General features: G+C 72.6%; 27 protein-coding genes. 23 read left to right on the forward strand and 4 right to left on the reverse strand.

Annotated elements, in window-relative coordinates; all coding sequences use genetic code 11:
- Positions 1–6 precede the first annotated feature (6 nt).
- Positions 7–633 carry a TetR/AcrR family transcriptional regulator gene (locus tag AC5L36_RS23695; RefSeq protein WP_441219619.1) on the reverse strand — a complete coding sequence of 209 codons (627 nt, stop codon included), beginning with the start codon at positions 631–633 and terminating at the stop codon, positions 7–9.
- A 36-nt stretch (positions 634–669) separates the two neighbouring features.
- On the opposite strand from AC5L36_RS23695, the gene AC5L36_RS23700 reads away from it, so the two are divergent.
- From AC5L36_RS23700 to AC5L36_RS23710, 3 genes are read left to right on the forward strand one after another with little or no spacing between them, the layout of a single operon-like run.
- Positions 670–1,296 (forward strand): FMN-dependent NADH-azoreductase, encoded by a 627-nt coding sequence (locus tag AC5L36_RS23700; RefSeq protein WP_441219621.1) that lies wholly within the window; start codon positions 670–672, stop codon positions 1,294–1,296.
- Between the two features lie 60 nt (positions 1,297–1,356).
- Positions 1,357–2,118, forward strand: a complete 762-nt coding sequence (locus tag AC5L36_RS23705; protein WP_441219623.1) for an ABC transporter ATP-binding protein — start codon at positions 1,357–1,359, stop codon at positions 2,116–2,118.
- A gap of 3 nt (positions 2,119–2,121) precedes the next feature.
- A complete protein-coding gene (locus tag AC5L36_RS23710; RefSeq protein ID WP_441219625.1) occupies positions 2,122–4,023 on the forward strand; it encodes an FtsX-like permease family protein in 1,902 nt (633 codons plus the stop codon).
- A 434-nt stretch (positions 4,024–4,457) separates the two neighbouring features.
- Here AC5L36_RS23710 and AC5L36_RS23715 read toward each other — a convergent pair whose 3' ends face one another.
- The gene (locus AC5L36_RS23715) at positions 4,458–5,027 is read right to left on the reverse strand and encodes a hypothetical protein (RefSeq protein WP_441219627.1); all 570 of its coding nucleotides are present in this window, start codon (positions 5,025–5,027) and stop codon (positions 4,458–4,460) included.
- A gap of 106 nt (positions 5,028–5,133) precedes the next feature.
- On the opposite strand from AC5L36_RS23715, the gene AC5L36_RS23720 reads away from it, so the two are divergent.
- The 12 genes from AC5L36_RS23720 (at position 5,134) to AC5L36_RS23775 (ending at position 15,833) form a co-directional block, all read left to right on the forward strand.
- The gene (locus tag AC5L36_RS23720; protein WP_441219629.1) at positions 5,134–5,673 is read left to right on the forward strand and encodes an RNA polymerase sigma factor; all 540 of its coding nucleotides are present in this window, start codon (positions 5,134–5,136) and stop codon (positions 5,671–5,673) included.
- Positions 5,670–6,524, forward strand: a complete 855-nt coding sequence (locus tag AC5L36_RS23725) for a hypothetical protein (RefSeq protein ID WP_441219631.1) — start codon at positions 5,670–5,672, stop codon at positions 6,522–6,524. Before AC5L36_RS23720 ends, AC5L36_RS23725 begins: the two co-directional genes overlap by 4 nt.
- Positions 6,521–7,195, forward strand: coding sequence for a hypothetical protein (locus AC5L36_RS23730; protein ID WP_441219633.1), 675 nt, complete (start codon positions 6,521–6,523; stop codon positions 7,193–7,195). The genes AC5L36_RS23725 and AC5L36_RS23730 overlap by 4 nt, the downstream gene beginning before the upstream one ends.
- Positions 7,192–7,986 (forward strand): hypothetical protein, encoded by a 795-nt coding sequence (locus AC5L36_RS23735; protein WP_441219635.1) that lies wholly within the window; start codon positions 7,192–7,194, stop codon positions 7,984–7,986. Before AC5L36_RS23730 ends, AC5L36_RS23735 begins: the two co-directional genes overlap by 4 nt.
- Positions 7,987–7,998: 12 nt before the next feature.
- Positions 7,999–8,886, forward strand: coding sequence for an ATP-binding cassette domain-containing protein (locus tag AC5L36_RS23740; protein WP_441219637.1), 888 nt, complete (start codon positions 7,999–8,001; stop codon positions 8,884–8,886).
- Between the two features lie 36 nt (positions 8,887–8,922).
- Positions 8,923–9,825 (forward strand): SDR family oxidoreductase, encoded by a 903-nt coding sequence (locus AC5L36_RS23745; protein WP_441219639.1) that lies wholly within the window; start codon positions 8,923–8,925, stop codon positions 9,823–9,825.
- A complete protein-coding gene (locus tag AC5L36_RS23750; protein WP_441219641.1) occupies positions 9,825–10,415 on the forward strand; it encodes a TetR/AcrR family transcriptional regulator in 591 nt (196 codons plus the stop codon). The genes AC5L36_RS23745 and AC5L36_RS23750 overlap by 1 nt, the downstream gene beginning before the upstream one ends.
- Before the next feature lie 1,380 nt (positions 10,416–11,795).
- The gene (locus tag AC5L36_RS23755) at positions 11,796–12,308 is read left to right on the forward strand and encodes a sigma-70 family RNA polymerase sigma factor (RefSeq protein WP_441219643.1); all 513 of its coding nucleotides are present in this window, start codon (positions 11,796–11,798) and stop codon (positions 12,306–12,308) included.
- A 22-nt stretch (positions 12,309–12,330) separates the two neighbouring features.
- Positions 12,331–13,596 (forward strand): WD40/YVTN/BNR-like repeat-containing protein, encoded by a 1,266-nt coding sequence (locus tag AC5L36_RS23760; RefSeq protein ID WP_441219645.1) that lies wholly within the window; start codon positions 12,331–12,333, stop codon positions 13,594–13,596.
- Positions 13,597–13,606: 10 nt separating this feature from the next.
- A complete protein-coding gene (locus AC5L36_RS23765) occupies positions 13,607–14,773 on the forward strand; it encodes an AAA family ATPase (RefSeq protein WP_441219647.1) in 1,167 nt (388 codons plus the stop codon).
- Between the two features lie 57 nt (positions 14,774–14,830).
- Positions 14,831–15,205, forward strand: coding sequence for a PadR family transcriptional regulator (locus AC5L36_RS23770; RefSeq protein ID WP_441219649.1), 375 nt, complete (start codon positions 14,831–14,833; stop codon positions 15,203–15,205).
- Positions 15,186–15,833 (forward strand): hypothetical protein, encoded by a 648-nt coding sequence (locus AC5L36_RS23775; protein ID WP_441219651.1) that lies wholly within the window; start codon positions 15,186–15,188, stop codon positions 15,831–15,833. Before AC5L36_RS23770 ends, AC5L36_RS23775 begins: the two co-directional genes overlap by 20 nt.
- A gap of 8 nt (positions 15,834–15,841) precedes the next feature.
- Here the strand turns inward: AC5L36_RS23775 and AC5L36_RS23780 are convergent, their stop codons facing one another.
- Together AC5L36_RS23780 and shbA are read right to left on the reverse strand one after the other, a co-directional pair.
- Positions 15,842–16,639, reverse strand: coding sequence for an anti-sigma-D factor RsdA (locus AC5L36_RS23780; protein ID WP_441219653.1), 798 nt, complete (start codon positions 16,637–16,639; stop codon positions 15,842–15,844).
- Positions 16,636–17,220, reverse strand: coding sequence for an RNA polymerase sigma factor ShbA (gene shbA / locus AC5L36_RS23785; protein WP_441219655.1), 585 nt, complete (start codon positions 17,218–17,220; stop codon positions 16,636–16,638). The genes AC5L36_RS23780 and shbA overlap by 4 nt, the downstream gene beginning before the upstream one ends.
- 123 nt (positions 17,221–17,343) lie before the next feature.
- Between shbA and AC5L36_RS23790 the strand changes: the two genes are divergently transcribed.
- The 8 genes from AC5L36_RS23790 to AC5L36_RS23825 all read left to right on the forward strand — a co-directional run bounded on the left by AC5L36_RS23790 (position 17,344) and on the right by AC5L36_RS23825 (position 25,764).
- Entirely contained in the window at positions 17,344–18,291 is a 948-nt protein-coding gene (locus AC5L36_RS23790; protein WP_441219657.1) for an ABC transporter ATP-binding protein, read from the forward strand.
- Positions 18,288–19,040, forward strand: coding sequence for an MlaE family ABC transporter permease (locus AC5L36_RS23795; protein ID WP_441219659.1), 753 nt, complete (start codon positions 18,288–18,290; stop codon positions 19,038–19,040). The genes AC5L36_RS23790 and AC5L36_RS23795 overlap by 4 nt, the downstream gene beginning before the upstream one ends.
- Position 19,041: 1 nt before the next feature.
- A complete protein-coding gene (locus AC5L36_RS23800; RefSeq protein ID WP_441219661.1) occupies positions 19,042–19,830 on the forward strand; it encodes an MlaE family ABC transporter permease in 789 nt (262 codons plus the stop codon).
- Positions 19,827–21,119 carry an MCE family protein gene (locus AC5L36_RS23805; RefSeq protein ID WP_441219663.1) on the forward strand — a complete coding sequence of 431 codons (1,293 nt, stop codon included), beginning with the start codon at positions 19,827–19,829 and terminating at the stop codon, positions 21,117–21,119. Before AC5L36_RS23800 ends, AC5L36_RS23805 begins: the two co-directional genes overlap by 4 nt.
- Before the next feature lie 76 nt (positions 21,120–21,195).
- Positions 21,196–22,227, forward strand: a complete 1,032-nt coding sequence (locus tag AC5L36_RS23810) for an MCE family protein (protein WP_441219665.1) — start codon at positions 21,196–21,198, stop codon at positions 22,225–22,227.
- Positions 22,224–23,198, forward strand: a complete 975-nt coding sequence (locus AC5L36_RS23815; protein ID WP_441219667.1) for an MCE family protein — start codon at positions 22,224–22,226, stop codon at positions 23,196–23,198. Before AC5L36_RS23810 ends, AC5L36_RS23815 begins: the two co-directional genes overlap by 4 nt.
- Positions 23,198–24,376, forward strand: a complete 1,179-nt coding sequence (locus AC5L36_RS23820) for an MCE family protein (RefSeq protein ID WP_441219669.1) — start codon at positions 23,198–23,200, stop codon at positions 24,374–24,376. Before AC5L36_RS23815 ends, AC5L36_RS23820 begins: the two co-directional genes overlap by 1 nt.
- Positions 24,373–25,764 carry an MCE family protein gene (locus AC5L36_RS23825; protein ID WP_441219671.1) on the forward strand — a complete coding sequence of 464 codons (1,392 nt, stop codon included), beginning with the start codon at positions 24,373–24,375 and terminating at the stop codon, positions 25,762–25,764. The genes AC5L36_RS23820 and AC5L36_RS23825 overlap by 4 nt, the downstream gene beginning before the upstream one ends.
- The last annotated feature ends 1 nt before the right edge of the window (position 25,765 follow it).

The raw sequence follows: 25,765 nt of genomic DNA on the forward strand, positions 1-25,765 counted from the left end.
TTCTAGTCAAACCAGGTCGCGAACGAGAGAGCGCATCGTGCCACGTACCCGATCAGCGCCGAGGTCGGCCACGACGGCGCGGAGGTGTTCGGCGGCGAGCGGGGCGAGCAGGGTGTGGGCGTCGGCGTCCGGGTCGGCGCGGTGGGCGAGCAGCAGCGCGACGTGGCGGTGCCAGAAGCGGTAGGCCCCGATCCGGTAGCGCGCGCCGGGCGACCCGGTCTCCGACACGCGGAGCAGGTCGAGGTGGTCGAGGGCGTACGTGACGTAGGCGTCGACGAACGCGACGAGCCGCTTGCCGGAAGTGGGCTCCGCGGGACCGAGTGGGGCCGCGCCGAACAGGATCGCGTCCTGGAGCTCCCGCTCGCGCGCGTCCAGCAGGGCCACGGCGAGCCCGGCCTTGTCGCCGAACCGCCGGAAGAGCGTGCCCTTGCCCACGCCGGCGGCCGCGGCGATCGCGTCCATCGACACCGCCGCCACGCCGTGCTCGCGGAAGAGCGCGGCGGCCGCGTCGAGCACGGCGACCCGGTTGCGGGCGGCGTCCGCGCGCTCGCGGGGCGGTGACGAGCGCAACACGAGCAGCTCGTCGGCACCGCTGGTGGAAGCGGACCGTGGTCCGGTAGCGTCTGGAGCCATAACCGGACTGTAGTCCAATTCCGTGGAGGATGCGCCATGACCAGCCTTTTGCACATCTCCGCGTCGCCCCGCGGCGCCGCGTCCGAGTCGCTCGCCATCGCGGAGACCTTCCTGGAGGTTTACCGGGAAAGCCACCCGGGCGACGCGGTCGAGACCTGGAACCTGTGGGACGAGGGTGCCCTGCCGCCGTTCGGTCCGGACGCGGCCGCGGCGAAGATGGCGGTCTTCGCCGGCGCCGACCCGGAGGGCGACCAGGCCGTCGCGTGGCGGCTGGCCAAGGAGACGTTCGCCCGCTTCGCCGCCGCCGACCGCTACCTCTTCAGCGTCCCGATGTGGAACTCGGGCGTGCCCTACATCCTCAAGCAGTTCATCGACGTGGTGAGCCAGCCCGGGATGGTGTTCTCGTTCCACCCGGAGCACGGCTACACCGGGCTGCTGGTGGGGAAGAAGGCCACGGTGGTCTACACCAGCGCGGTGTACGGCGACGGGCGCCCGCCCTCGTTCGGCGCCGACTTCCAGGTCCCGTTCTTCGGTGGCTGGCTGCGCTGGGCCGGCATCACCGACATCGAGGAGATCTACTTCCGCCCCAACCTGGCGGTCGCCGACGCCGACCCCGGCCGGCGGGCAGCCCACGCCCGCGCCCGCGATGTGGCGAAGGTCTAGCTAGCCCTACCTTCAAGAGGCCCGTTGGCGTTACTGTGCCGCCGCTCGATGCCGGCTGCAATGGTGTACGTGGAAACCCATATCACGCAACAGCTCGTGGCCGAGGCGGTCGAGCTCAGCGGCGTGTCCCGGGTGTACGGGACGCGGAGCGCCGCCGTGCGCGCACTGGACAATGTAGACATCGCCTTCCCGGCCGGCTCGTGGACCGCGGTGATGGGGCCGTCCGGCTCCGGCAAGTCGACGCTGCTGCACTGCGCCGCCGGTCTGGAGAAGGTCACGTCCGGGCGGGTGCGGGTCGCCGGGCGCGACATCACCGACGCCTCCGACGCCGAGCTCACCCGGCTGCGCCGCACCGTGATGGGCTTCGTCTTCCAGAGCTTCAACCTGATCGGCTCGCTCACCGCCGAGCAAAACGTGGCGATGCCGCTGCGCCTGGCCGGCCAGCGGCCGCCCCGGCGGGTCGTGCGCGACGTGCTGGCGTCGGTGGGCCTGGCCGACCGCGCGCGGCACCGCCCCGGTGAGCTTTCCGGCGGCCAGCAGCAGCGCGTGGCGATCGCGCGGGCGATGGTGACCCGCCCGGCGGTGCTCTTCGCCGACGAGCCCACCGGTGCGCTCGACACCAAGTCGGCGCGCACGGTGCTGGGCCTGCTGCGGGCGATGGTCGACAACGGCGGCCAGACGATCGTCATGGTCACCCACGACCCGGCCGCCGCGGCGAGCGCCGACCGGGTGGTCTTCCTCGGCGACGGGCGGGTGGTCGACCGGCTGGAGCGGCCCACCACCCGCCAGGTCGCCGACCTGCTCGCCCGGTGGGAGGAGTAGGTCATGCTGCGCATGTCGTGGAGCACGTTTCGCGACCGCTGGCAGGTCTTCGTCGGCGCGATCGTCACGGTCTGCCTCGGCGTCGCACTCGTCCAGTCGTCGCTGCTGACCCTCGTCTCGGCGGCCACCGCGAAGATCCCGCCCGGCCTCAGCGCCGCCGAGGCCCGCGAGCTGGCCGACGGCTACGACGGGGCGGTCGCGCTGCTCGGCATGACGATGGGGCTCGCCGCGTTCGTCGCGATCTTCATCGTCAGCTCGACGTTCGCCTTCACCGTCGCGCAGCGCCGCCGCGACCTGGCGCTGCTGCGGCTGACCGGTGCCGGCCGGCGGCAGGTGCGCACGCTGCTGGTCGGCGAGGCACTGCTGCTCGGCACGCTCGGCTCCGCCCTCGGCGTGCTCGTCGGCCTGCCGGTGATGCGGCTGCACGCCTCGATGCTCAACAGCTTCGGCTTCGTGCCCGCGGGCTTCGCGGGGGAGTGGCGGTCCTGGATCGTCTACGTTTCCGCGGGCACCGGCATCGGCATCGCCGTGCTCGGCGTGCTGGCGGCGTCCCGGCGGGCGGCCAAGGTGCGGCCGTTGGAGGCGCTCCGCGACGTCGGCGGCGCGGCCCGGGTGATGACGGCGTCCCGGTGGGTCTTCGGCACGTTCTTCCTCACCGGCAGCATCGCGCTGCTCATCCTGGTGCCCACGCTGGGCGGCGAGGCGGCGCTGCCGCTGTCCATCTTCGTGAGCTTCACGCTGGTGATCGCCTTCACCGCGTTCGCCCCGCTGGTCGTGCCGCTGGTGAGCTGGCCGTTCGGGCTGCTCTTCCGGGGCCGGCTCGGGGTGCTCGCACACGCCAACCTGCGCGCCGGCGTACGGCGCAGCGCCTCGACGGCCGCCCCGATCATGGTGCTCGTCGCGTTCGTGGTGGGCATGGCCGGCACGATGTCCACGATCACCGAAGCCAGCCGCCAGGAGGTCGCCCGAGACCTCCGTGCCGATCTGGTAGTCGACGCCGACCGCCCGGTCCGCGACCAGGTAGCCGCCGTGCCAGGCGTCGACGCGGTCTCCGAGGAGGCGCCGCTGCTCTTCGACATGGGCTTCGACTACGGGGACGGCGAGGTCACCTACGAGGGCGTCGACGCGGTCGCCGTCGACCCGGCCGCGTACGCCCGCACCCACCGCCTGGTGCCGACCGCGGGCAGCCTCACCGACCTGCGCGGCGCCACGATCGCGGTCAGCCCCAGCTATTCGCCCGAGACGCACTACCGGGTCGGCGACACGATCCCGGTGCGGATCGACGGCGGGCCCGACAAGCTGCGGATCGTCGCGCTGCTGCCGGACACGCTCGCCGGGCCGTTCTTCCTGCTCCCGCCCGACCTGATGCCGGACGGCGGCCCCCGGCGGTACACCGTGCGGGCGGCCGACCCGCAGACCGTCGCCACGCGGCTCGCCGGTCTCGGCCAGGTGAGCACCGCCGGGCAGTGGATCGAGACGTACGCCGACGAGCAGCAGCGCCAGAGCATCGACGTCATGGTCGCCCTACTCGGCATGGCGATGCTCTACACGGTCATCGCGATGGTCAACGCGGTCGTGATCTCCGCCTCCGACCGCCGCGGCGAGTTCGCGGCGGCCCGCGTCACCGGCCTCACCCGCGCGCAGGTGGTACGCGCCGCCCTGGCCGAAGCACTGGGCGTCGTAGCCATCGGCCTGCTGCTCGGCACGCTGGCCGCGGCCGGCACGGTGATCGGCATCGCCTACGCGATCAAGGACATGATCGGGATCAGCGCGGCCAGCCCACCGTGGGCACTCCTCGGCCTGGTCGCCCTCGGCGCCACCGTCATCGTGGCCGCGGCGAGCGTGCTCACCACACTCTCCGCCACCCGCACACCGCCAATCCGCCTGGTCGCCGCCCGCGAGTAGCCACCCACCTTCGGAGTCAGCATCGCGTTCTGGGTAGATCAACCCGCTATGAACGTTTTGTCGCGCTTTCGACCTCTGATCCCTCATTTAGATAAAGATTTGAGCTACCGCGATGTGCGCCGTGGTCCATGCCGTTGCTCCCGCGGCCTCACCCGTCCGCCGCTGGTCCCGCCTCACCCCTGCCCCGCCCGGCTCTCACGAGGGCAACGACCCGCTGAGGCGCCTCATGGCCGACCCGGCAAGTGACATTGTGGACAATCCGACGCCGTGCGGAAAGAGGCCGTGCGCACCCCTGCCATCCCGATGGGCCCGGAGCGCTCCCGCCGGAGGCAAAGGGTTTGCTCTGGAACCGCGGAGCCGGCGGCCCGCGGGAGCATACGGTCTTCAGCTGGCGCGGACGTGGGCAAATCTGCCTCTTGGGAAAACGGTGCCTGCTAGAGCAGTGCGACGACGATCAGCGCTATCCCTGTCGGGATGTCGATTACGGCGCAGTACTCCGACCAGGAGCGGTGTACGACCTTGTTCACCTTGAAGTGGTAGGCGTCCCACAGGCCGTGCGCGAGGAAGCCGAGGCCGGCCACCGCCGCGCCGAGGCGGGGTGCGACCGCGGCGCAGATCAGCGTGATGATCCCGAAGGCGAGCATGCCGGCGGTTTGCAGCGAGAACGTGTCGACGTCGGTGAACCGGCGGCGCGCGACCGCCAGCAGCCAGAGCACCGCCACGACCACCACGATGCCGACGAACGGGTTGGCCCACGACACGTCCAGGTCGTTGAGCACGTGCAGCACCGACATCACGGTGCTGAGGATCGGAAACGCCAGCCAGCCGGTCCACGGGCGGCCGATCGCGTACGCCAGCATGTAGATGCCGGCCATCAGCGCGACGCTCGGGCCAAATAGCTCGGCCTCGTTGTCGACCATCGCCATCAGACCGATCGCGAACGCCACCGTGACGATCGCCAGCGCCGTCGGCCAGCGGCCGGTCAGCCTGGCAGGCTTCGTCATGGTCGGCATCCAAGCACGGCGCTGCTTCAGTCCGGCTTCACCGGATAGCTGAGAGGTCGCTTTGAACGCGTGAACCTTTCCGCCCGCCGGGTGCTACCAACCAGTGATGGACGACGACGCGGCGCTGCTGGCGCTGGTGGCGCGGGGTGACGGCGGCGCTCTGGCGCGGCTGTACCAGGCGTATGCCGGCCGCCTCTTCGGCTACCTGCTGCGCCTGGCCGGTGACCGGATGGTCGCGGAGGAGATCCTTCAGGACACGATGCTGGCGGTATGGCGCGCGGCGGGCGGGTACGCGGGTGCGTCGGCCGTCTCGACCTGGCTCTTCGGCATCGCCCGCCGGCAGGCGTACTACCGCCTGCGCGGCCAGCCGCCGCCGGCGCCGTTCGAGGCGGTCGACCGGCCGGATCCGGCGCCCGGGCCGGAGGATCTGGCGATCGCGGCCGCCGGCGGCAGCCCGCTCGCGGGCGCGGTCGGCGACCTGCCGGACCACCAGCGGGACGTCGTCGCGCTGGTCTTCGTCGCCGGCCTGCCGCTGGCCGAGGCGGCCGCCGTCCTCGGCGTGCCGGTCGGCACGGTCAAGAGCCGGCTGCACCACGCCCGGGCCGCGCTGGCCCGCACGCTCGCCACCCAGGAGGTGCCGAAATGAACCTCGAGTACGTCACCGGCGCGCTACCTCCGGCGGAACGCGCGGCACACGAGGCCCACCTCGCCGAGTGCGCCACCTGCCGCGCGGACGTGGCGGCCTGGCGTGCCCTGGCGGGGACCGGGGAGGACCCGCCCGGCCCGGAGCTTGTCCACCGCGTGTTGCTGCGCAGCGCCCTGGATGGGCCGCCGCCGGCCACCCGGCGACCGGCCTGGTTTTCCCTCGCTTTGCTGCGGGCCGAGGCGCGGCTGGTGCGGCCGGCGGTCCCGATCGCCTCCGCGCTGGTGATGGCGCTCGGCGTGGCGCTGGCCGCGGCGTCCCCGCCGGGCCTGACCGGGCAGGTGTTCGCCCTCGTCGCGCCGGTCGTGGCCGCGCTCGGCATCGCCGGTCTGTACGGGCCGCGCCGCGATCCGGCGTTCGAGGTTGTCGCCGCCACGCCCACCGCCCCCGCGCTCATCCTGCTCAGCCGGATCGCGCTGGTCTTCGGGTACGACCTGGTGCTCGCGCTCGCCGCCTCGGGGGTGCTCGCCGTGCTGGGCGGCGATCCGGGTGGCGTGTTCGCGCTCGTCGACGCGTGGCTCGGGCCGATGGCGCTGCTGTCCGCGCTGAGTCTCGTGCTGGCCGTGTGGCTCGGCGCCGACGTCGCGGCCGGCGTGGCGGTCGTGCTGTGGTCGCTGCGGGTGCTGGCCGGCGGCTTCCTCGACGACGCCGACTGGGGGCTCGACGCGGTACGCCTCGTGTGGGCGACGAACGCCGGCACCGTGCTGACCGCCGCCGCGCTCACCGCGCTCGCCGTGTTTCTCGCCGGCCGCGGTGAACCGATCCGGCGCCACCGCGCTACCCACCCGGTGTGAGACCAATCGACCTCTGGCGGTACGAGGTGCGGCGCGCGGGCTGGACCGCGCTGTTGACCCCGCCCGTTGCCACCGCCGCCCTCGTGCTCATCGCGCTGCTCGACGGCGGCGCGGACACCGACCGCAACCTCGTGGCCGCCCTGGAGATGGCCCTGCCGCTGGCCGCCGGTGTCGGCGCCGCCTCGCTGGTCGGCCGCGACCCGGCCGTCGAGCTCCAGCTGACCGTGCCGACCGCGTACCGCTCGACGCTGCTGCGCCGGCTCGCGGTCACCTTCGGCTGGGCGGCCCTGCTCGCGGTACTCCTGGTGGCCGGCCTCCTCGCGACCGGCTGGTGGCCGGAGAGTCGCGGGGTGCTCAGCGGCCAGCTCATCTGGCTCGCACCCACCCTGTGGCTGGCCGGGCTGGGGTTCCTGGGCGGCGCGGCCTTCCGCAGCCCGGCCGCGGCCGGCGGTCTCGTCGCCACCGTCTGGATCGTCGACCAGGTCTTCGCCGGGTTGCAGGAGCACTACTGGTTCCGGCTGGTGTACCTCTTCGCGACCACCCGCGGCGCGGTGCCGGAGGACTGGACCGCCAACCGCGTCACGCTCGTCACGACCGCGCTCGCCCTCGGCGTGCTCGGCTGGGTGCTGCTCGGGCGTTCCGAGCGGCTGCTGCGCGGGGAGGCGGAATGACCGCGGCGTTCCGGTACGAGTTTCTGATGCAGGTGCGCAAGCGGTCGATGTGGATCGCGAACGGCGTCGTCGTGGCACTGATCGGCCTGCTCAGCGCCCGCACCCTCGGCGACCTGCTGCACGACCCGGACGTGAAGGAGACGGTGGCCTCCGCCGCCGTGCTCGTCAACGTGATCCTGCCGGTCATCTACGGCTGCTTCCTCGCCGACCGCCTGGTGCGCGACGACCGGCTCGGTGTCGCGTCGATCCTCGACGCCACGCCCGCCTCCGCCGGGGGACGGCTGGCCGGCAAGCACCTCGGCGCCTGCGCGGCGGCGGCCATCCCGCCCGCGATCGTCTACTTTGGATTCGCGGCGCTCTACGCCGCCACGTCCGGCCGGCCCGCCGCGCTCGCCTGGGCGGCCGGCCTCTTCGCGCTGGTCATCCTGCCGGCGGTGCTGTTCGTCGGCGCGTTCGCGCTCGTGGTGCCGCTGCTCGTTCCCGCGCCGCTGTTCCGTGTGCTGTTCGTCGGGTACTGGTTCTGGGGCAACGCGGTCAGCCCTGGCGTGATCCCGACGCTCTCGTCGACCGTGATAACGCCGATCGGCAGCTATCCGACGCAGGCGCTGTTCGGCTACCCCAGTCCGGAAGACGGGCTGAAGATAGCCGGGCCGGTGCCGGGCGCCATGTTCAACTTCCTGCGCCCCGAGGCCACCGCCGCCACCGCCTGGCTGTCCATCGGCGTGCTGCTCGCGCTCGCCACCCTCGTCCTCACCGCCGCGCCCGCGCTGCGCGCCCGCACCACTCGATAAGGAGAGAGTCCCTTGCGGATCGAGATTTCCGGCCTCACGAAGACGTACAAGGGCAAAGGGCCGGCCCTCGACGGCCTGGACCTGCTCGTGCCGACCGGCATGTTCGGCCTACTCGGCGCCAACGGCGCCGGCAAGACCACGCTGATGCGGATCCTCGCCGGCCTGTTGCGGCCCACGTCGGGAGAGGTGCGGATCGGCGGGTACGACGTGACGACGCGCGCCGGCCGGCAGTCGGTGCAGCGGGTGCTCGGCTACCTGCCGCAGGACCTCGGCGTCTACCCCGACCTGAGCGCCCGCGAGTTCCTCGACTACGTGGGCCTGCTCAAGGGCATCGACGACCGCACCACCCGCCGGCGCCGCGTGGGTGAGCTGCTCGAGGTGGTGGCGCTCACCGCCGACGCCGACCGCCGGCTGCGCGGCTACTCGGGCGGGATGCGCCGCCGCGTCGGCATCGCCCAGGCCCTGCTCGCCGACCCGCGCCTGCTGATCGTCGACGAGCCGACCGCCGGGCTCGACCCGGAGGAGCGGATCAGGTTTCGCACGCTGCTGTCCCAGCTCGCGGGCGAGCGCACGGTGCTGCTCAGCACCCACATCGTCGACGACATCGCGCAGACCTCCCGGGAGCTGGCAGTGCTGGCGAAGGGGCGCCTGGTCTTCCGCGGCACGGTCGACGACCTCACCCGCCGCGCCGACCGTCGAGTGTGGTCGGTCGTCACGGCCGGGCCTGCGCCGACCGCCGGGACTGTCGTGTCCGCGCTGCCGGCCGAGGGCGGGTTGCGGTACCGGGTGGTCGCCGCGGCACCACCCGCGCCCGGTGCCGAACCCCTCGAGCCGACGCTCGAGGACGGCTACCTGGCACTGGCACAGGGCGGATCGCCGGGGGGCGTGATGCGGCCCTAGGTTGTTAGTAAACGTACGTTCGTTTATAGTCGTGGAATGCCTAACTCTCTCGCTGGCCGGGTAGCCCTGGTCACCGGCGCCACCCGCGGCTGCGGCCGCGCGATCGCGATCGAGCTCGGCGCGCTCGGCGCCACCGTCTACGGCAGTGGGCGCTCCACGCGGGCCGGGCGCTCACCGATGAACCGCCCGGAGACGATCGAAGACACGGCCGAGCTCGTCACCGCGGCGGGCGGTGAAGGGATCGCCGTGCGCTGCGACCACACCGACGCGGACGACGTCCGCGCGCTCGTGGAGCGGATCCGCGGCGACCACGGCCGGCTCGACATTCTCGTCGACGACGTCTGGGGCGGCGACCCGTTCGTGCAGGACAAGCCGTTGTGGCAGCATCCGCTCGACGCGACACTCGACGTCCTGCGCAACGGCGTCGAGACACACCTGATCACGAGCCACTTCGCGATCCCGCTCATGCTCGAGGGCGCGGGTGGCCTTGTCGTCGAGGTCGGTGACGGCAAGTATGACGTGCCCTACCGGGGAAACATGGCTTACGACCTCGTGAAGACCGCCGTCGCCCGCATGGGGCATGCGCTCGCGCACGAGCTGCGGCCGCACGGCGTCACGGCCTTGGCTGTTACACCCGGATACCTGCGGTCGGAGGCGATGCTCGACCACTTCGGCGTCACGGAGCAGACCTGGCGCGAGGCGGCCGAGCGGGTGCCCTACTTCAGCCACTCCGAGACGCCACACCTGCTCGGTCGCGGGATTGCCGCGCTCGCCTCCGACCCCGACCGGGACAGGTTCGCCGGTCAGTGCCTCGGCTCGTGGGACCTCATGCGCGCCTACGACCTGGTCGACATCGACGGCGCCCGACCGGACTGGGGCGCCGTCGACCTCGAAGCCCGCCAGGAGATGCTGACCAGCGGGATGCCGGCGTCCGCCTGATGCCGCGTCCACGCACGATCAGCGACGAGGCGGTCCTGGACGCCGTCCTCGCCCTGGCCCACCGCGTCGGCCCGGCACGCGTGACGTTCGCCGCGGCCGCCGCGGAGGTCGGCCTGTCGGCCGCCACGCTCGTCCAGCGCTTCGGGACCAAACGCGAGCTCCTGCTCGCGGCCGACAAACGAGGGATTGACCTCTGGGTCGACGCCCTGGACCGCTCGACGGCCACCTCGCCGCTCACGCGCATCGTCGACGGGCTGGTGCACGCCGTCGAGCCGGTCACCACGCCCGAGCAGATGACCAACTCGGTCGCGATGCTCCAACTCGACCTCTCCGATCCCGCCTTTCACGCCGAGACCCTCCGCGGCGCGCGCACCGTCCGCGCCCGCGTCGCGCGCGACCTGGACGCGGCTCTTGCCGCCGGCGAGCTGCGCCCCGGCACCGACGTGGCGAAACTCGCGAAGCTGGTGGAGACCACCTACCACGGCTCGATGATCGGCTGGGCGATCCACCGCGAAAACACCCTCGCCAACTGGATGCGCGAGCACCTGGAAGCCGTGCTGGCACCGCACCGCACTACAAGCCCGTCATGACATTTGAGCCTTGTGGAGTCAAGGTGGCTTCGTCGCTGAATTCCCCTTTTCCCTTCGGGATCATGCTAGATGGCTCGTGGGGGTGGGATGTCTCAGGCGGTGTGGGACGCCGATCGGACCGCGGCGATGTCCACCACCTGGGGTGGAGCTCTTTCGGCTGGTCCGAAGCGCGGTGGCCGCTGGCCGTAATCGGCGGATCGTCGCCGAGCGATTCGACAATTCATCATTTGACCTTTCGCGAAACACCGCTATCGTGCATATCCAAACTCTAGGCATATCGGCAGCCGCACCGATCGGTCGCGCAAAAGGTTTCCGGCATGATCGACCATCGGTTTGGGGGCAGCAATTTCCCGACCACTGCGAGACAATTGACCATGCGGCAGTTGCAGTTGTTCACCTCGACCGCGCTCGCCGAGATGCGGGATCGGACCGCGTCGCGTAACTATTCTCCCGAGCGTGACGAGTTCCGTCGCGAGCATGAGCGCCATCGCGCCTGGGGTCTGATCCAGCGCCACGGCCACCGCCGGCGCCACCTACGCGACAGCGCTTTTGCCGCACGGGCGGTGAGCCCGTCCGAAACCCGACCACCGGACCCGACTCGACAGTCGCCCGCAGCCCCGACATCCACCCCGCCCGAGCAGCAGAGACACGCGACGCCGAGCGCAAACACCTCGACCAGCCAACAGGCCGCCCACCCTGGCCAGCCCGCCCACCCCGGGCACGGCGACAGCCGCGACCACGCCGAGCCGTCTCGAGGGCCGGCGTCCACACCGGACAAACCCATGCCGGTGAGATCGCTGCTTCGCCCACCATCGCCCACAGCAGGCAAAGCCGCCCTTTGTCTCAGGACCGGGCCGCAGTGCTTCTCGCGCCGGCTACCACCAATTCACCGGCTGGCCGACTTTACGATTGGTGCCGCGACTGAAGGCGCCACGTCGGCTCGACCACGTAGTCCGCCTGCTTTCTGTCAGTTCCGCGATAACCGGGCGCCCCCACCGGCCACACTCACCCAAAAGGGGCCGGGCAGGCCGCAAGGCGGCGGGTGCGGTCGCGCGGCCCGATGCCCGCATCATCGCCGGTCCTGGTCGCCCGGGCGCTTCAAGCCAGGCGCGGGCGCCGCGCGTGGTGGGCTTGCGGCGCGGGCCCGGCAGCGGAGGCCGGGGGTCTCGGGGAGCGCTAGCGAGCCGCCGGCCGGAGCGGTGCCCGCGGGAGCATGCGGTCCGCAGGTGACGCGGACCGGGGCAAATCTGTCCGGGGAAGGTCGACGAACGACCGAGGAGGGGCCGCGAAAGGCCGAGGACGCCCCCAGGAAGAAGCCGCGTGTCACCTGGCGGGTGGCTCGGGAGTCGTACCAATGACGCAGCCGTGACGGGGGTGAGGGTGGACGATCGGGAGCACGTCCGGGAGGTGTACGCGGTCTCGGCCGGGCGGTTGGTGGCGCAGATGTTCGCGCTGACCGGTGACTTCGCCGAGGCGCAGGACCTGGTGCAGGAGGCGTTCGTCCGGGCGCTGGCGCGGCCGCGGGCGTTGCGGCAGGTGGACAACCCTGAGGCGTGGCTGCGGACCGTGGCGATGAACCTCGCCCGCTCCCGCCACCGGCGGCGGGTGCTCTTCGACCGGCTGGTGCGCAGCGGGCGGGTGGAGCGGCCGCCGGGGCAGGTCGACGGGCTGTCGCCCGACCACGTGGCGCTGGTGACCGCGCTCCAGCGGCTGCCGCGCGACGTGCGTGCGACGGTCGTGCTGCACCATATCGCCGATCTGCCGGTGGCCGAGGTCGCCCGTGCGCTGGCGTGTTCGGTCGAGGCGGTGAAGACCCGCCTCGTGCGCGGGCGGCGGGCGCTCGCCGGTCACCTCGACGACGAGCCGGCGCCCAGCCGCCAAGCACCCTCCTGAGTGGACCGATTGGAGAACGACCATGCCTGACATCGACTTCGACGGGCTGGGGCGGGCCGCCGAGACCGCGTTCAAGCCGCACTTCGCCGACGTGGTCCGGCGGCACGCGCGACGCCAGCGGCGGGTGCGGGTGGCCGGCGCGGCCCTCGTCGTCACGGCCGTGGGGGTGGGTGGCGCCGCGGTCGGTCTGGCCGGCGACGGGGCGCCCGCACCCGGGCCGGGGGGCGGGGTCGCCACGACGCCGCCGTTCGGCCCCTCCACGCCGTTCACGCCGGATCCGGCCGCCGGCGGGCTCCGGTACGGCGCGATGGTCGTGGGCGACCTCGACCACATGTACATCCGCTGGAACGAGTGCCGCGGCGTCAACTGCCCCAACTTCGTGGCCGCCACCGCGGACGGCGGTGCGACGTGGCGGAGCACCTCGCTGCCCGTCGCGGGGGGAGGCGCGCTGATCGACCTGCGGGCGGTGGGGCCGCACACGCTGGTGGCGAGGTCGCAGGCGGACAAGGCCGCGGGCTTCCCGCCGGCGCAGACCTGGCACGCGAGCGCCGACGGCGGCGTGACCTGGCGCGAGATCGAGCCGCGCGAGGTGGCCGCGATACCGGACGGCTGGGTGGTACTGGACGAGCTTCCCTTCATCGAGCGCATCGTCGCGGCCGACCCGGCGACCGGCGACGTGGTGTCGGTACCGCAGCGAGGGCTCTCCCAGCCGCGGGTGGCGGGCGGCCTGCCGCCGTCCGCGGGCCTGTGGGTCAGCGGGTACACGGGCACCGACACGGCGGCCGACGGTCACCTGACCGGTGTCGGGAGCGTCGTGGAGTGGAGCCGCGACGGTGGGCGCGGGTGGGAGCGGCACGCGTTCACGGAGCCGCTGGTCTCCTCCGAGAGCGGGTTCGGCTCGGTCGCGGTCGCCACCGAAGACGGCCGCACCGTGTACGCGGTCGGCCGGGTCGGCGGCACGCTGCGGATCCACCGCACGGTGGACGGCGGACGGACGTGGACGGCGATGCCCGCGCGGTACGACGTGGGCGGGCGGTCGATCACGGCGGCGATGGGCGCGGGCGGCCGCCTGCTGATCCAGGCCGGGCCCGAGGGCGGCCAGCCGGCGCTGCTCCTGGAGAGCGTGGACGGCGGTACGACGGTCCGGGCGCTGCCCGCCGGTCCCGGTGGCGCGGCGGTCCAGGTCCCCGGCGGGTACGCGCAGAGCGGCCACCCCTTCTCGAAGGGCGCCTGGCTCTCCGAGGACGGGGTCACCTGGCGGTACGTGGGCCCGCCCGCCGTTCGGTAGCGTGGCCGGGGTGATCGGCACCCTGGCCGTGGAAAACTACCGCTCGCTGCGCGACCTGGTCGTGGAGCTCGGCCAGCTCACCGTGGTGACCGGGGCCAACGGCACCGGCAAGTCCAGCTTGTACCGGGCGCTGCGGCTGCTCGCCGACTCCGCCCGCAACGGCGCCGTGGCCGCGCTGGCCCGCGAGGGCGGGCTTCCCTCCACGCTGTGGGCCGGCCCGGCGACGATCGGCAAGGCGGTGCGGGCCGGCGAGTACCCCGTGGAGGGCACCGTGCGACGCGGCCCGATCAGCCTCAAGTTGGGCTTCGGCGGCGAGGACCTCGGATACGCGATCGACTTCGGCCTGCCCAACGAGGCGCGTGAGTCCGCCTTCCGGCTGGACCCCCAGGTCAAGCGGGAGGTGGTCTGGGCCGGGCCGATCCTGCGGTCGGCGACGCAGCTCGTCGACCGGGCCGGCACCGCGCTGCGGATCCGCGAGGGCCGCGCCTGGTCGGCGTTTCCGGACGCGGTCGGGCCGTTCGACAGCATGCTCAGCGAGTACACCGACCCGCAGCGCGCGCCCGAGCTGCTGACCCTCCGCGAGCGGGTGCGGTCGTGGCGCTTCTACGACCAGCTGCGCACCGACGCCGGCGCGCCCGCGCGCGAGGCGCGGGTAGGTACGCGGACGCCGGTGCTCGGCCACGACGGCGGCGACCTGGCCGCCGCGCTCCAGACGATCCGGGAGATCGGGGAGGGCAAGGCGCTGGACGCCGCGATCGACGCGGCGTTTCCCGGCAGCCGGCTGGAGATCGAGGTGGAGGGCGGGCGCTTCGAGGTGCGGCTGCGCCAGCCCGGCCTGCTGCGCGGGCTCGGCGCCGCCGAGCTCTCCGACGGCACCCTGCGCTATCTACTGTGGACGGCCGCCCTGCTGACCCCGCGCCCGCCCGCGCTGCTGGTGCTCAACGAGCCGGAGACGAGCCTGCACCCCGAGCTGATCCGGCCCCTGGCCGCGCTGATCGCGGGCGGCGCGGCGCGTACCCAGGTGGTGGTGGTCAGCCACAGCCGCCCGCTGATCGACGCGCTGACCCACGACGAGCCGGACCTGGTGCGGATCGAGCTGGTCAAGGACCTGGGTGAGACCCGTGTGGCCGGGCAGGGGCGCTTCGACCAGCCCGCCTGGCAGTGGCCCAAGCGCTAGCCGCCCACTTCGAGTTCCTACTAGGCGGCGCCTAGTACCGCCGGTATTATGCGTGGCATGGTAGCTGCGAACGGTGCCGAGGAGTCGGCCGAGCGGCGCACCCAGCTGCTCCGCGGCGTGCTCGACATGTGCCTGCTCGCCCTGCTGGCCAAGGCGCCGGCGCACGGCTACGAGGTGGTCCGCCGGCTGGAGGAGGCCGGCGTCGAGGGCGTCGGTTACGGCACGGTCTACCCGTTGCTGACCCGCATGCGCCGGCTCGGCCTGGTCGCCGACGAGGTGCGGACGAGCCCCACCGGCCCACCGCGAAAGGTGTACGAGCTGACCGACAGTGGCCGGGCGGCCCTCGACAGCTGGGCCCGCCAGTGGTCCGACTTCGCGGGGATGGTCGACGCCACGCTGGCCGGGAGGGGTCATGGAGCAGCCAAGAGGTGACCGGGACGAGGCGGCGATCGAGCGCGTCCTCGGCCGCGCCGACCGGGAGTGGCGCCGGATGCGGGTGCTGGCGGAAGACCGGGCCGCGCTCCGCGACGACCTCCGGATGGAGCTGGTCGCGTCCGCCGCCGACGGCGTGCCTCCCGACCGGCTGATCGATCCCGACGAGCTGACCACGTTCGCGCGCGACCTGGCCACCAGCGCGGGCGTCCGCCTTGTGTCGTTCGAGTACCGCCGACTGCTCCTCGCCGGGCTCGTCGGCGCGGCACCGGGCGTGGTCGTGGCCTGGTTTCTCGCCTGGCGGTGGTGGTTGGTGCCGCTGGAGCTCGATCTGGTCACCCGCTACAGCCTCTGCGCGGTGGTGTTCGTGGCCGGTGTCCTCATCGCCATCGATCGGGGGATGCGCGGCGACCCGGTGCGCGAGCGCACGGTAACCGCCACCGCGGTGGCGGTGCCGGTGGCCGGCGCGCTGGTGGTGCCGGTGACGATGGGGTTCGCGTCGCTGGTCGACTACAACACCGCCACGCCGGTGCTCATGATCGAGGCCACGATCGTCGCCAGCGCGTTGGCCGCGGGCGCCGTCGCGGCGCGTCGGTGGGCGGTCGCGCCGATGCTCGGCCACCGCTGACGCCCGGGTCAGTCGCCGCCGGGGAGGATCGGGGGCAGTGTCGGGAGTGGCAGCGGCGGGAGCGGGAGCAGCGGGGTCGGCAGGGGCAGGTCCGGGAGCAGCCCGCCCGACGACGTCGACGGCTCCGGGGCGGGATCGCCGCCCTCCGGCGGGGGTGCGGGCTTTGTGCCCCCGGACGAGCCCGGCGGGCTGGTGCGCGGTGAGGGTGGCGGCGTGGACGTGCCGGGTGCCGGGGTGGTGGCCGCCGGCGGGGGCGCGGTGGCGGCGTTCAGCGTGCTGAGGAGGGCGTCCACCTCCGCCCGCAAGCGCGCGGCCGTGTCGCGGTCGTCGATGCGGGCGATGTGCTCGGCGGCCGTGGCCAGCAGTGACCGCGCGTCCGCCGGACGGCCCTCGGCCAGCGCCTCGCGGGCGTCCGCGATCGCCTTCTCCGCGGCCTTGACCTCGGCGCGCTGCGGATAGACCACTTTGGACACCGGCCACAGCACGCTGCCCGGCTGGGCCTGATGCGCGGTGATCGCGAGCCCGACCGCGAACACCGCGGCCGCCGCGGCGCCCAGGATCGCCTGGACCAGCCGGCGCTTGCGCCGCGGGTCGCCGGCGGGCAGCGGGGGAGCGGACACCGGCTCGTCCAGGAAGACCTCGTCGGCGTCGAGGTCGGCGCGCCAGGCGGCCAGCATCGCCGCCGCGGGGTCGGTGGCCAGGTCGTCGTCGACCGGCTCGCCGCGGCCGAGCGCGTCCAGCAGCCGGTCGTCGGCGGCGATCTGCGCCACCGATACCGGCTGCTCGGCCTTGCCTCGGTCGGTCATGCCGCACTCACCTCGTCGAGCGCACTCCCGGCCAGCGTACGCAGCCGGGCCAGCCCGCGGGACTGCGCGACCCGGACCGCCGCCGCCGACATGCCCATGACCTCGCCGACCTCCTCGGCGGGGAGCCCGACCGCGACGCGTAGCAGGATGATCTCGCGCTGTGCCTGCGGGAGGCGGTCGAGCAGCGCGGAGAGGCGCCGGGCGAGGTCGGTGGAGACGGCCTGCTGCTCGGGGCCGGGCGCGGCGTCCGGGCGGTCGAGCACCTCCGCGGAGGTGGACATAGCGGACGAGTCGCGGATCGCGGCGCGCTGGGCGTCGGCGACCTTGTTGGCGGCGATGGCGTACACGAAAGCGGAGAACGGCCGGCCCTCCTCCCGGTAACGCGGGAGCGCGCGCAGCACGCCGAGGCAGACCTCCTGCGCGACGTCGTCGGCCGTCGTGTACGCGCCGCCGATGCGGCCCAGCCGCGCCCGGCAGTACCGGACCAGGCCGGGGCGCAGCGCCGCGAGCAGGGCGGACGTCGCCGCGGAGTCGCGCTTGGCGGCGCGAGCGACGAGCTCCGGATCGATCGTTGCCGTCATGACGTGGGGAGAGCACCTTCGTTACCCGGGGGTTAACTCCAGCACCGTACCGGTGAGCAGCCCGAATGGCCACCGGAAGAAATTGGTTGTTACGCCCGCCGGCGCCGCCGCGATGCAACAGACGTGGGAGTCGAGGTGCGGGTCGAGGGGCTGACCAAGTCGTTCGGCCGCCAGCCGGTCTGGTCGGACGTGAGCCTGACCCTGCCCGCGGGCGAGATCTCGGTGCTCCTCGGCCCGTCCGGCACCGGCAAATCGGTCTTCCTGAAGACGCTCGTCGGCCTGCTGCGGCCGGATCGCGGGTCCATCTGGATCGCGGAACACGACCTGACCCGGCTCTCCGAGCGCAAGCTCTACGAGGTGCGCCGCCTCTTCGGCGTGCTCTTCCAGGACGGCGCGCTCTTCGGCTCGATGAACATCTACGACAACGTGGCCTTCCCGCTGCGCGAGCACACCCGCCGCACCGAGTCGCAGATCAGGGACGTGGTGCGGGAGAAGCTCGAGATGGTCGGGCTCGTCGGCGCCGAGGAGAAGCTGCCCGGCGAGATCTCCGGCGGCATGCGCAAGCGCGCCGGCCTGGCCCGGGCCCTCGTGCTCGACCCGGAGATCGTGCTCTTCGACGAGCCGGACTCCGGCCTCGACCCGGTCCGCACGGCCTACCTCAACCAGCTCATCATCGACCTCAACCAGCAGACCGAGGCGACGTTCCTGATCGTCACGCACGACATCAACACCGCGCGTACGGTGCCGGACAACATCGGCCTGATCTACCACGGGCATCTGGCGATGTTCGGGCCGCGGGAGATGCTGCTCTCCAGCACCGAGCCGGTCGTGCGGCAGTTCCTCAACGCGCAGCGGGTCGGCCCGATCGGGATGGCCGAGGAGAAGGACGCCGACGAGCTGCGGGCCGAGGCGGAGGCCGGTGTGGAGCTTCCGCCGCTTCCGCCGATCCCGTTTCAGCTGCGCCCCTCCAACGGCCTGCCGCGCGCGGCCGAGCACCCGCCGGGAGCCTGGTGCATCGCGAACGGTGTGGAGCCGCCGGCCGGGTCGTTCCAAGCGGCAGGTGTCCGATGATCACCGCTACCGGCAACTTCGTCGCGTTCAGCCTCGACACCCTGCGCGGGCTGCCGCGCCGGCCGTTCCAGGTGCGCGAGTTCGTCCAGCAGGCCTGGTTCATCAGCTCGGTCTCCATCCTGCCGGCCGCGCTGGTCTCCATCCCGTTCGGCGCGGTCATCGCGCTCCAGCTCGGCTCTCTGGTACGCCAGCTGGGCGCCCAGTCGTTCACCGGTGCCGCCTCGGTGCTGGCCGTGGTGCGGGAGGCCGGCCCGATCGTGACCGCGCTCATCATCGCCGGCGCGGGCGGCTCCGCGATCTGCGCCGACCTGGGCGCGCGGAAGATCCGCGAAGAGCTTGACGCGATGCGGGTGCTCGGCATCGACCCGATCCAGCGCCTCGTCGTGCCCCGCGTGCTCGCCTCGATGCTCGTCGCGGTGCTGCTCAACGGCCTCGTCAACGTCGTCGGCGTGGGCGGCGGCTACTTCTTCAACATCGTGCTCCAGGGCGGCACGCCGGGCGCGTACCTGGCCAGCTTCCAGGCCCTCGGCCAGCTACCCGACCTGGTCGTCGGGGAGATCAAGGCGCTCGTCTTCGGCGCGGTGGCGGCGCTCGTCGCCTCGTACAAGGGGATGACGGCCAAAGGCGGTCCCAAGGGCGTGGGCGAGGCGGTCAACCAGAGCGTGGTGATCACGTTCATGCTGCTCTTCGCGCTCAACTTCGTGATCACGGCGATCTACTTCCAGGTCGTCCCGCAGAAGGGGGCGTGACGTGCTGGACACGCTCGGCGCGCAGCTCGCCTTCTACCTCCGGGCCTTCGCCTGGACGCCGCGCACCGTCCGCCGCTACAAGCGTGAGGTCGTGCGCCTGCTGGCCGAGGTGAGCTTCGGCAAGGGCGCCGTCGCCGTCGCCGGCGGCACCGTCGGCGTCATCTGCTTCCTGACCTTCTTCACGGGTACCGAGGTGGGGCTCCAGGGCTACCAGGCGCTCAACCAGATCGGCAGCAGCGCGTTCACCGGCTTCGTGTCGGCGTACTTCAACACCCGCGAGATCGCCCCGCTGGTGGCCGCGCTCGCGCTCTCCGCGACGGTCGGGTGTGGATTCACCGCGCAGCTCGGCGCGATGCGCATCTCCGAGGAGGTGGACGCGCTGGAGGTGATGGCCGTGCCGTCGCTGCCGTTCCTCGTCACCACCCGGATGATCGCCGCGTTCGTCGCCGTCGTCCCGCTGTACGTGATCGGCCTGCTCTCCAGCTACCTCGCCACCCGCACGATCGCGGTCTTCTACTTCGGACAGTCGGCGGGCACCTACGACTACTACTTCGACCTGTTCCTGCCGCCGGTCGACGTGCTGTGGTCGTTCTTCAAGGTGCTCGTCTTCGCGGTCATCATCGTGCTGGTGCACTGCTACTACGGCTACACGGCCACCGGCGGGCCGGCCGGCGTGGGCGTGGCGGTCGGCCGGGCGGTGCGGCTCTCCATCGTCGCGGTCAACATCGTGGACTTCTTCCTCTCGCTCGCCATCTGGGGCGCCACGACGACGGTTCGGATAGCGGGATGAGACATCGTATTCTCGGCATCGCGTTCGTGCTGCTCCTCGTGGCGGCGCTCACCGCTTCGGTACTCCAGTACCGCAAGGTGTTCACCCCGGTCACCTGGGTGACGCTCGACGCCGAGCGGGCCGGCATGCAGCTCAGCCCCGGCGCCGACGTCAAGCTGCGCGGCGTGGTCGTCGGCGACGTGCGTTCCGTCGACAGCGACGGCCGGGGAGCGCGGCTGCGCCTCGCGCTCGACCCGGCGCTGGCCCGGCAGGTGCCGGCCGACGTGACCGCGCGGCTCCTCCCGAAGACGCTCTTCGGCGAGCGCTACGTCGCGCTGCTCGGCGGCACCGGCCCGCCGATCCGGGACGGCGCCGTCATCACCCAGGACCGCAGCCGGAACGGCGTCGAGCTGGAGCGGGTGCTCGACGAGGCGCTGCCGCTGCTCCAGTCGATCCGCCCCGACCGGCTCGCCGCGGTGCTCGGCGCGCTCGCCGCCGCGCTCGACGGGCGGGGCGAGCGGCTCGGCCAGACCCTCGTGCGCACCGGTGACTACCTCGGCGAGCTCAACAAGGAGATGCCGGTCATCGCCGACGACGTGCGCAAGCTGTCCACAGTGGTCGACGCGTACGACGCGGCGCTGCCCGACCTGCTCTCGATCCTGCGCGACGTCACGGTCACCGCGAACACGGTGGTCGACCAGAAGGCGGAGCTGGCCGCCTTTCTCGCCAGCGCCACCGCGGCCGCCGACACCACCCGGCTCTTCCTCGACCGCCACGACGACCAGCTGATCCGGCTCGGCGACGTGAGCCGGCCGGTGCTGGAGCTGCTGGCCACCTACGCGCCGGAGTACCCGTGCCTGATGCGCGGCCTCGTGGCGCTCCAGCCGCGCGTGGAGGAGACGTTCGAAGGCGGGAAGTTCCACATCACACTGGAGATCACCAAGGACGGCGGCAAGTACGAGCGGGGCCGCGACGAGCCCGTGTACGGCGCGGGCAACGGTCCACAGTGCTACGGCCTGCCCAACCCGCGCGTGCCGGCGCCTGAGCACCCGATCAACGACGGGTACGACTACGGCGGCGACCGCACGTCGCCCAAGCTGCCGATCGGCCTGCCCTCGACGACCCAGGCGGCCGCCGGCACCCGCCCGCCGGACGCGCCGGAGATGGGCTCGGCCGGCACCGCCGAGGAGCGCGACCTCATCAAGCCGATCGTCAGCGCGGTCACCGGCCTCCTGCCGGTCGAGGTGCCCGACATCGCGGTGCTCCTGTGGGGCCCGCTGCTGCGCGGAGCGGTGGTGAACGCACCATGAGCGAGCGAAGCGAGCGAATCATCAGGCAGAGTGTGCTGAGAGGCTCGTGGCCGCCCGCAGCGAAGCGAGGACGGCCATGAGTTGGCGGGCTCCGCTGGTCAAGCTTGTCGCGTTCGCCGCGGTGACGATGCTGCTGACCGCGATGCTGGCGCAGACGCTCGGCTCGCTCTCCGGTGGCGGCACCGCGTACAAGGCCCGGTTCACCGACGTCACCGGGCTCCTGGAGGGCGACGACGTGCGCATCGCCGGCGTCCGGGTGGGCCAGGTGGAGGGCATCCGGGTCGCGGACAACACGGTGGCCGAGGTGGAGTTCACCGTCGACGAGGACATCCCCCTCGCCGACGGCGTCCGGGCGAAGATCCGCTACCGAAACCTCGTCGGCCAGCGGTACATCGCGCTCGCCGAGGGCCCCGGCGACGGGCGACCGCTGCCCGCCGGTGGCCTGATCCCGCTGGCCCGGACCACGCCCGCGCTCGACCTCACCACGCTGTTCAACGGCTTCCGGCCGCTCTTCACCGCGCTCACACCGGAAGACGTCAACAAGCTGGCGTACGAGATCATCCAGGTGCTACAGGGCGAGGGGCCGACGGTGACCAGCCTGCTGCGGCGCACCGCCTCGCTGACCAACACGCTCGCCGACCGCGACGAGGTGATCGGCCGGGTGGTCACCAACCTCAACGGGGTACTGTCCACACTGGCCGATCGCGACGAGAGCCTCGACACCACCATCACCCAGCTCCAGAGCTTCGTGAGTGGGCTGTCCGGCGACCGCGAGGCGATCGGGCAGGCGGTCGCCAACCTCGGCGAGCTGACCGGCGCGACAGCCGACCTGCTGACCGACGCCCGCCCGGCCATCAAGGGCGACGTCGCCGCGCTGGAGCAGGTCGCCGGCACGCTCAACCGCAACGAGGACGTCATCGACCGCACGCTCGGCTCGTTGCCGGGCAGGTACGAGTCGCTCACCCGGGTCGCGTCGTACGGCTCGTGGTTCAACTTCTTCCTCTGCGACTTCGACGGCCGGGTCACGCTGCCGGGCGCGGGCTCGGTCACGCCGGCCGCCCTGAACTCGCCCGCGGCCCGCTGCGACACGTCGGGAGGTGCCCGATGAAGCGGCATCCCCGCATCACCGGCGCGGTTAGCCTCGCCGTGCTCGCACTGCTCGTGGCGGCCGCGTTCCAGCTTGACGGCATCACGTCGATCGGCGACCCCGCCTACCGGGCGGCGTTCCGGGACGCGAGCGGGCTGGCACCGGGCAACGAGGTACGCGTGGCCGGCGTGCGCGTGGGCAAGGTGACCGACGTCGGTCTGGCGCGCGGCCCGGCCGGCCCGTACGTGCGGGTGCGCTTCCGCCTCGACGACGGAAGCGTGCGCCTGGGTGAGCGGACCGGCGCGACGATCCGCATCAAGACCGTGCTCGGCCAGAAGTACCTCGCGCTCGCACCCTCCGGCCAAGGGCTGCTGCCCGAAGACGCGGAGATCCCGCTCGACCGCACGGCGTCGCCGTTCGACGTGATCCAGGCGGTCACCGGGCTCGCCGAGACCGTCGACGAGATCGACTCCGCCCAGCTCGGCGAGGCGTTCACCACGCTCGCCCGCACCTTCGCGGACACGCCGTCCAGTGTGGAGACCTCGCTCTCCGGGCTTTCCCGGCTCTCGCGGACCATCGCCAGCCGCGACGCCGAGCTGCGCGCGCTGCTCGCCCGAGCGCGCACCGTCACGGCCGTACTCGCCGAGCGGGACGAGGAGTTTCGCAAGCTCGTCGCGGACGGAGACGCGCTGCTGCGCGAGGTCAGCCGCCGCCGGGACGCCATCCACGAGCTGCTGGTCGGCACCAACCAGCTGGCCAAGGAGCTTTCCGGCCTGGTCGCCGACAACCGGGAGCGGCTGAAGCCGGCGCTCGACCAGCTGCGCGGCGTCGTGGGCATCCTCCAGCGCAACCGCGACGACCTCACCAAGACCATCGAGGGGATGGCGCCGTTCGTCAACGCCTTCGCGAACGTGGTCGGCAACGGCCGCTGGTTCGACTCGTACGTCCGCGGCCTGCTCCAGCCCTACCAGCCGACGGTCGGGGGTGGCTGATGCGGTGGCGTGCGGTCGGCGCGCTCGCGGTGTCCACAGTGGTCGCCGTCGCGGCCTGCGCGGTCGTCCAGGACGAGCCGGAGCGGAGCCTCGTGGCCCACTTCGCCCGCGTGGTCGGCGTCAACCCCGGCTCGGACGTGCGCGTCCTCGGTGTCCGCATCGGACACGTGGTCGCGGTGCGGCCCGAGGGGCGCACGGTGCGCGTGGAGATGCGCTACGACCGCGAGTGGCGGGTGCCGGCGGGCGCGCAGGCGGTCATCGTCCCGCCCAGCGTGGTCAGCGACCGGTACGTGCAGCTCACCCCCGCGTACAACGGCGGGCAGGCGCTGGCCGACGGCGCCGAGCTGCCGGTCGAGCGCACCGCCGCGCCGATGGAGATCGACGAGATCTACCAGGCGCTCGACGAGTTCAACCGGGCGCTCGGGCCGCGGGGCGCCAACAAGGACGGCGCGCTGAGCGACCTGCTCGCCGTAGGCCGCGCCAACCTGGAGGGCAACGGCGCCGCACTCGGCGAGACGCTCGACGGCCTCTCCCGCGCGCTCGAAACGCTCTCCGACGGGCGGCAGGACCTCTTCGGCACGGTCGGCAACCTCCAGCAGTTCACCACCGCGCTGGCCCGCAGCGACCAGCAGGTGCGCTCGTTCAACGCGCAGCTGGCCGGCGTCGCGCAGCAGCTGGCCGGTGAGCGCGACGAGCTGGCCGCGGCGCTGCGCAACCTGGCGACCGCGCTGGCCGACGTCACCACGTTCGTCAACCAAAATCGGGAAGCGCTGAAGTCCAACGTGGACGCGCTCGCCGACGTGACCGGCATCCTCGTGCGGCAGCAGCGGTCGCTCATCGAGATCCTCGACGTGGCGCCGCTCGCACTGTCCAATCTCAACCTCGCGTACAACCCGCGGTCCGGCACCCTGGACACCCGCGACAACGTACTCGGCCCGTACGACCCCGCGAGCTTCGTCTGCTCGCTGATGGTCGACCTGCTGCCCGCCGCGAAGGTGTCGGACAAGTGCTTCAAGCTCGCGCAGACCCTCCAGGCGAAGAAGCTGCCCATGACCGACCAGCTCCGCAAGCTCCTCAAGCTGCCACCCGCGGCCAAGCCCGCCGCGCCCCAGCCGCAGCCGGCACCGGCGGAACCGCCATCCACTGTGGACCGCACACTCGGCGGGATACTGCGATGAGGATCCTGACGCCCGGAGTGCTCGCGCTGGCCATGCTGGCCGGCGGGTGCGGCCTGCCCAGCCTCGCCGACGTGCCGCTGCCCGGCGGCGCGCCGTCCGGGCCGAGCTACCGCGTCACTGCGGAGTTCGCCGACGTGCTCGATCTCGTCAAGCAGGCCGCGGTGAAGGTCGACGACGTGACCGTCGGCAGCGTCGAGGACATCTCGCTCGACGGCTGGACCGCCAAGGTGCGGCTGCGCATCGACCGCGACGTGAAGCTGCCCGCGAACGCCACGGCCGCCGTCCGCCAGACAAGCCTGCTGGGGGAGAAGTTCGTCGCCGTCTCCGCGCCCACCACCGAGGCGGCCCGGGGCACGCTTGCCGACGGCGCCACGATCCCCTTGGTGCGCACCAAGCGCGGCGCCGAGGTGGAGGAGGTGCTCGCCGCGCTCGGCCTGCTGCTCAACGGCGGCGGCCTGGCCCAGCTCAAGACCATCAACCAGGAGCTGGGCACCGCGCTCGACGGCCGTGAGGCCGAGGCGAAGGCCGCGCTCCGGCAGCTCGACGCGTTCGTCGGCGGCCTCGACAAGCAGAAGGCCGACCTGGTGCGCGCCATCGAGGCACTGGACCGGCTGACCGGCCGCCTCGACAAGCAGAAGGCGGTCATCGGCGACGCGCTCGACGCGCTCGGTCCGGGCATCACCGTGCTCGCCCAGCAGCGCGAGCAGCTCACCGCCGCGCTCAACGCGCTGGGCGAGCTCGGCACGGTCGGCGCGCGGGTCGTCAAGGCCAGCAAGGACGACACGGTCGCCAGCCTGCGCGCGCTCCAGCCGATCCTCGACAAGCTCGCCGAGGCCGGCGACGCGCTGCCGAAGTCGCTGGACTTCATGCTCTCCTACCCGTTTCCGCCGAACGTCACCGGCGCGATCGTCGGTGACTTCGTCAACCTCTCCATCACCGCCGACCTGGACGCCGCGACGATCCTGTCCAACCTGGTCGTGGCCGCGCCCACGCCCGCCTCGTCGAGCGCGCGGAGTCCGTCCGCCCCGTCGGGCGGCGGCTCGTCCAAGGCGCGCCCGAAGCCGGGCTCGAAGACGACGCCGACATTGCCGGGCCAGCTGCCGCCGCTCTGCCTCCCGCTCGACGGGATCATCCCACCGGGATGGGTGCCGCCGAAGGAGTGCGAGCTGCCCGAGGGGTGCACGCTGCTCGCGCCCGGCTCGCCGGTGCCGCTCGGCGCCCTCGTCGTGCCGAAGAACGGGCTGCTGCCACAAGGGACGGTCTTTCCGGCCGGCACCAAGCTCGCCGCCGGCACGATCCTCACCGTGCAGTGCCTGCTCTCCCCGGTCACCGGCGCCGTCGAGGGCATCGTCGGCGGGGTCGGCGACCTGCTCGGCGGGGGAGGCTAGC

The sequence above is a fragment of the Phytohabitans sp. LZ39 genome (assembly GCF_059359075.1).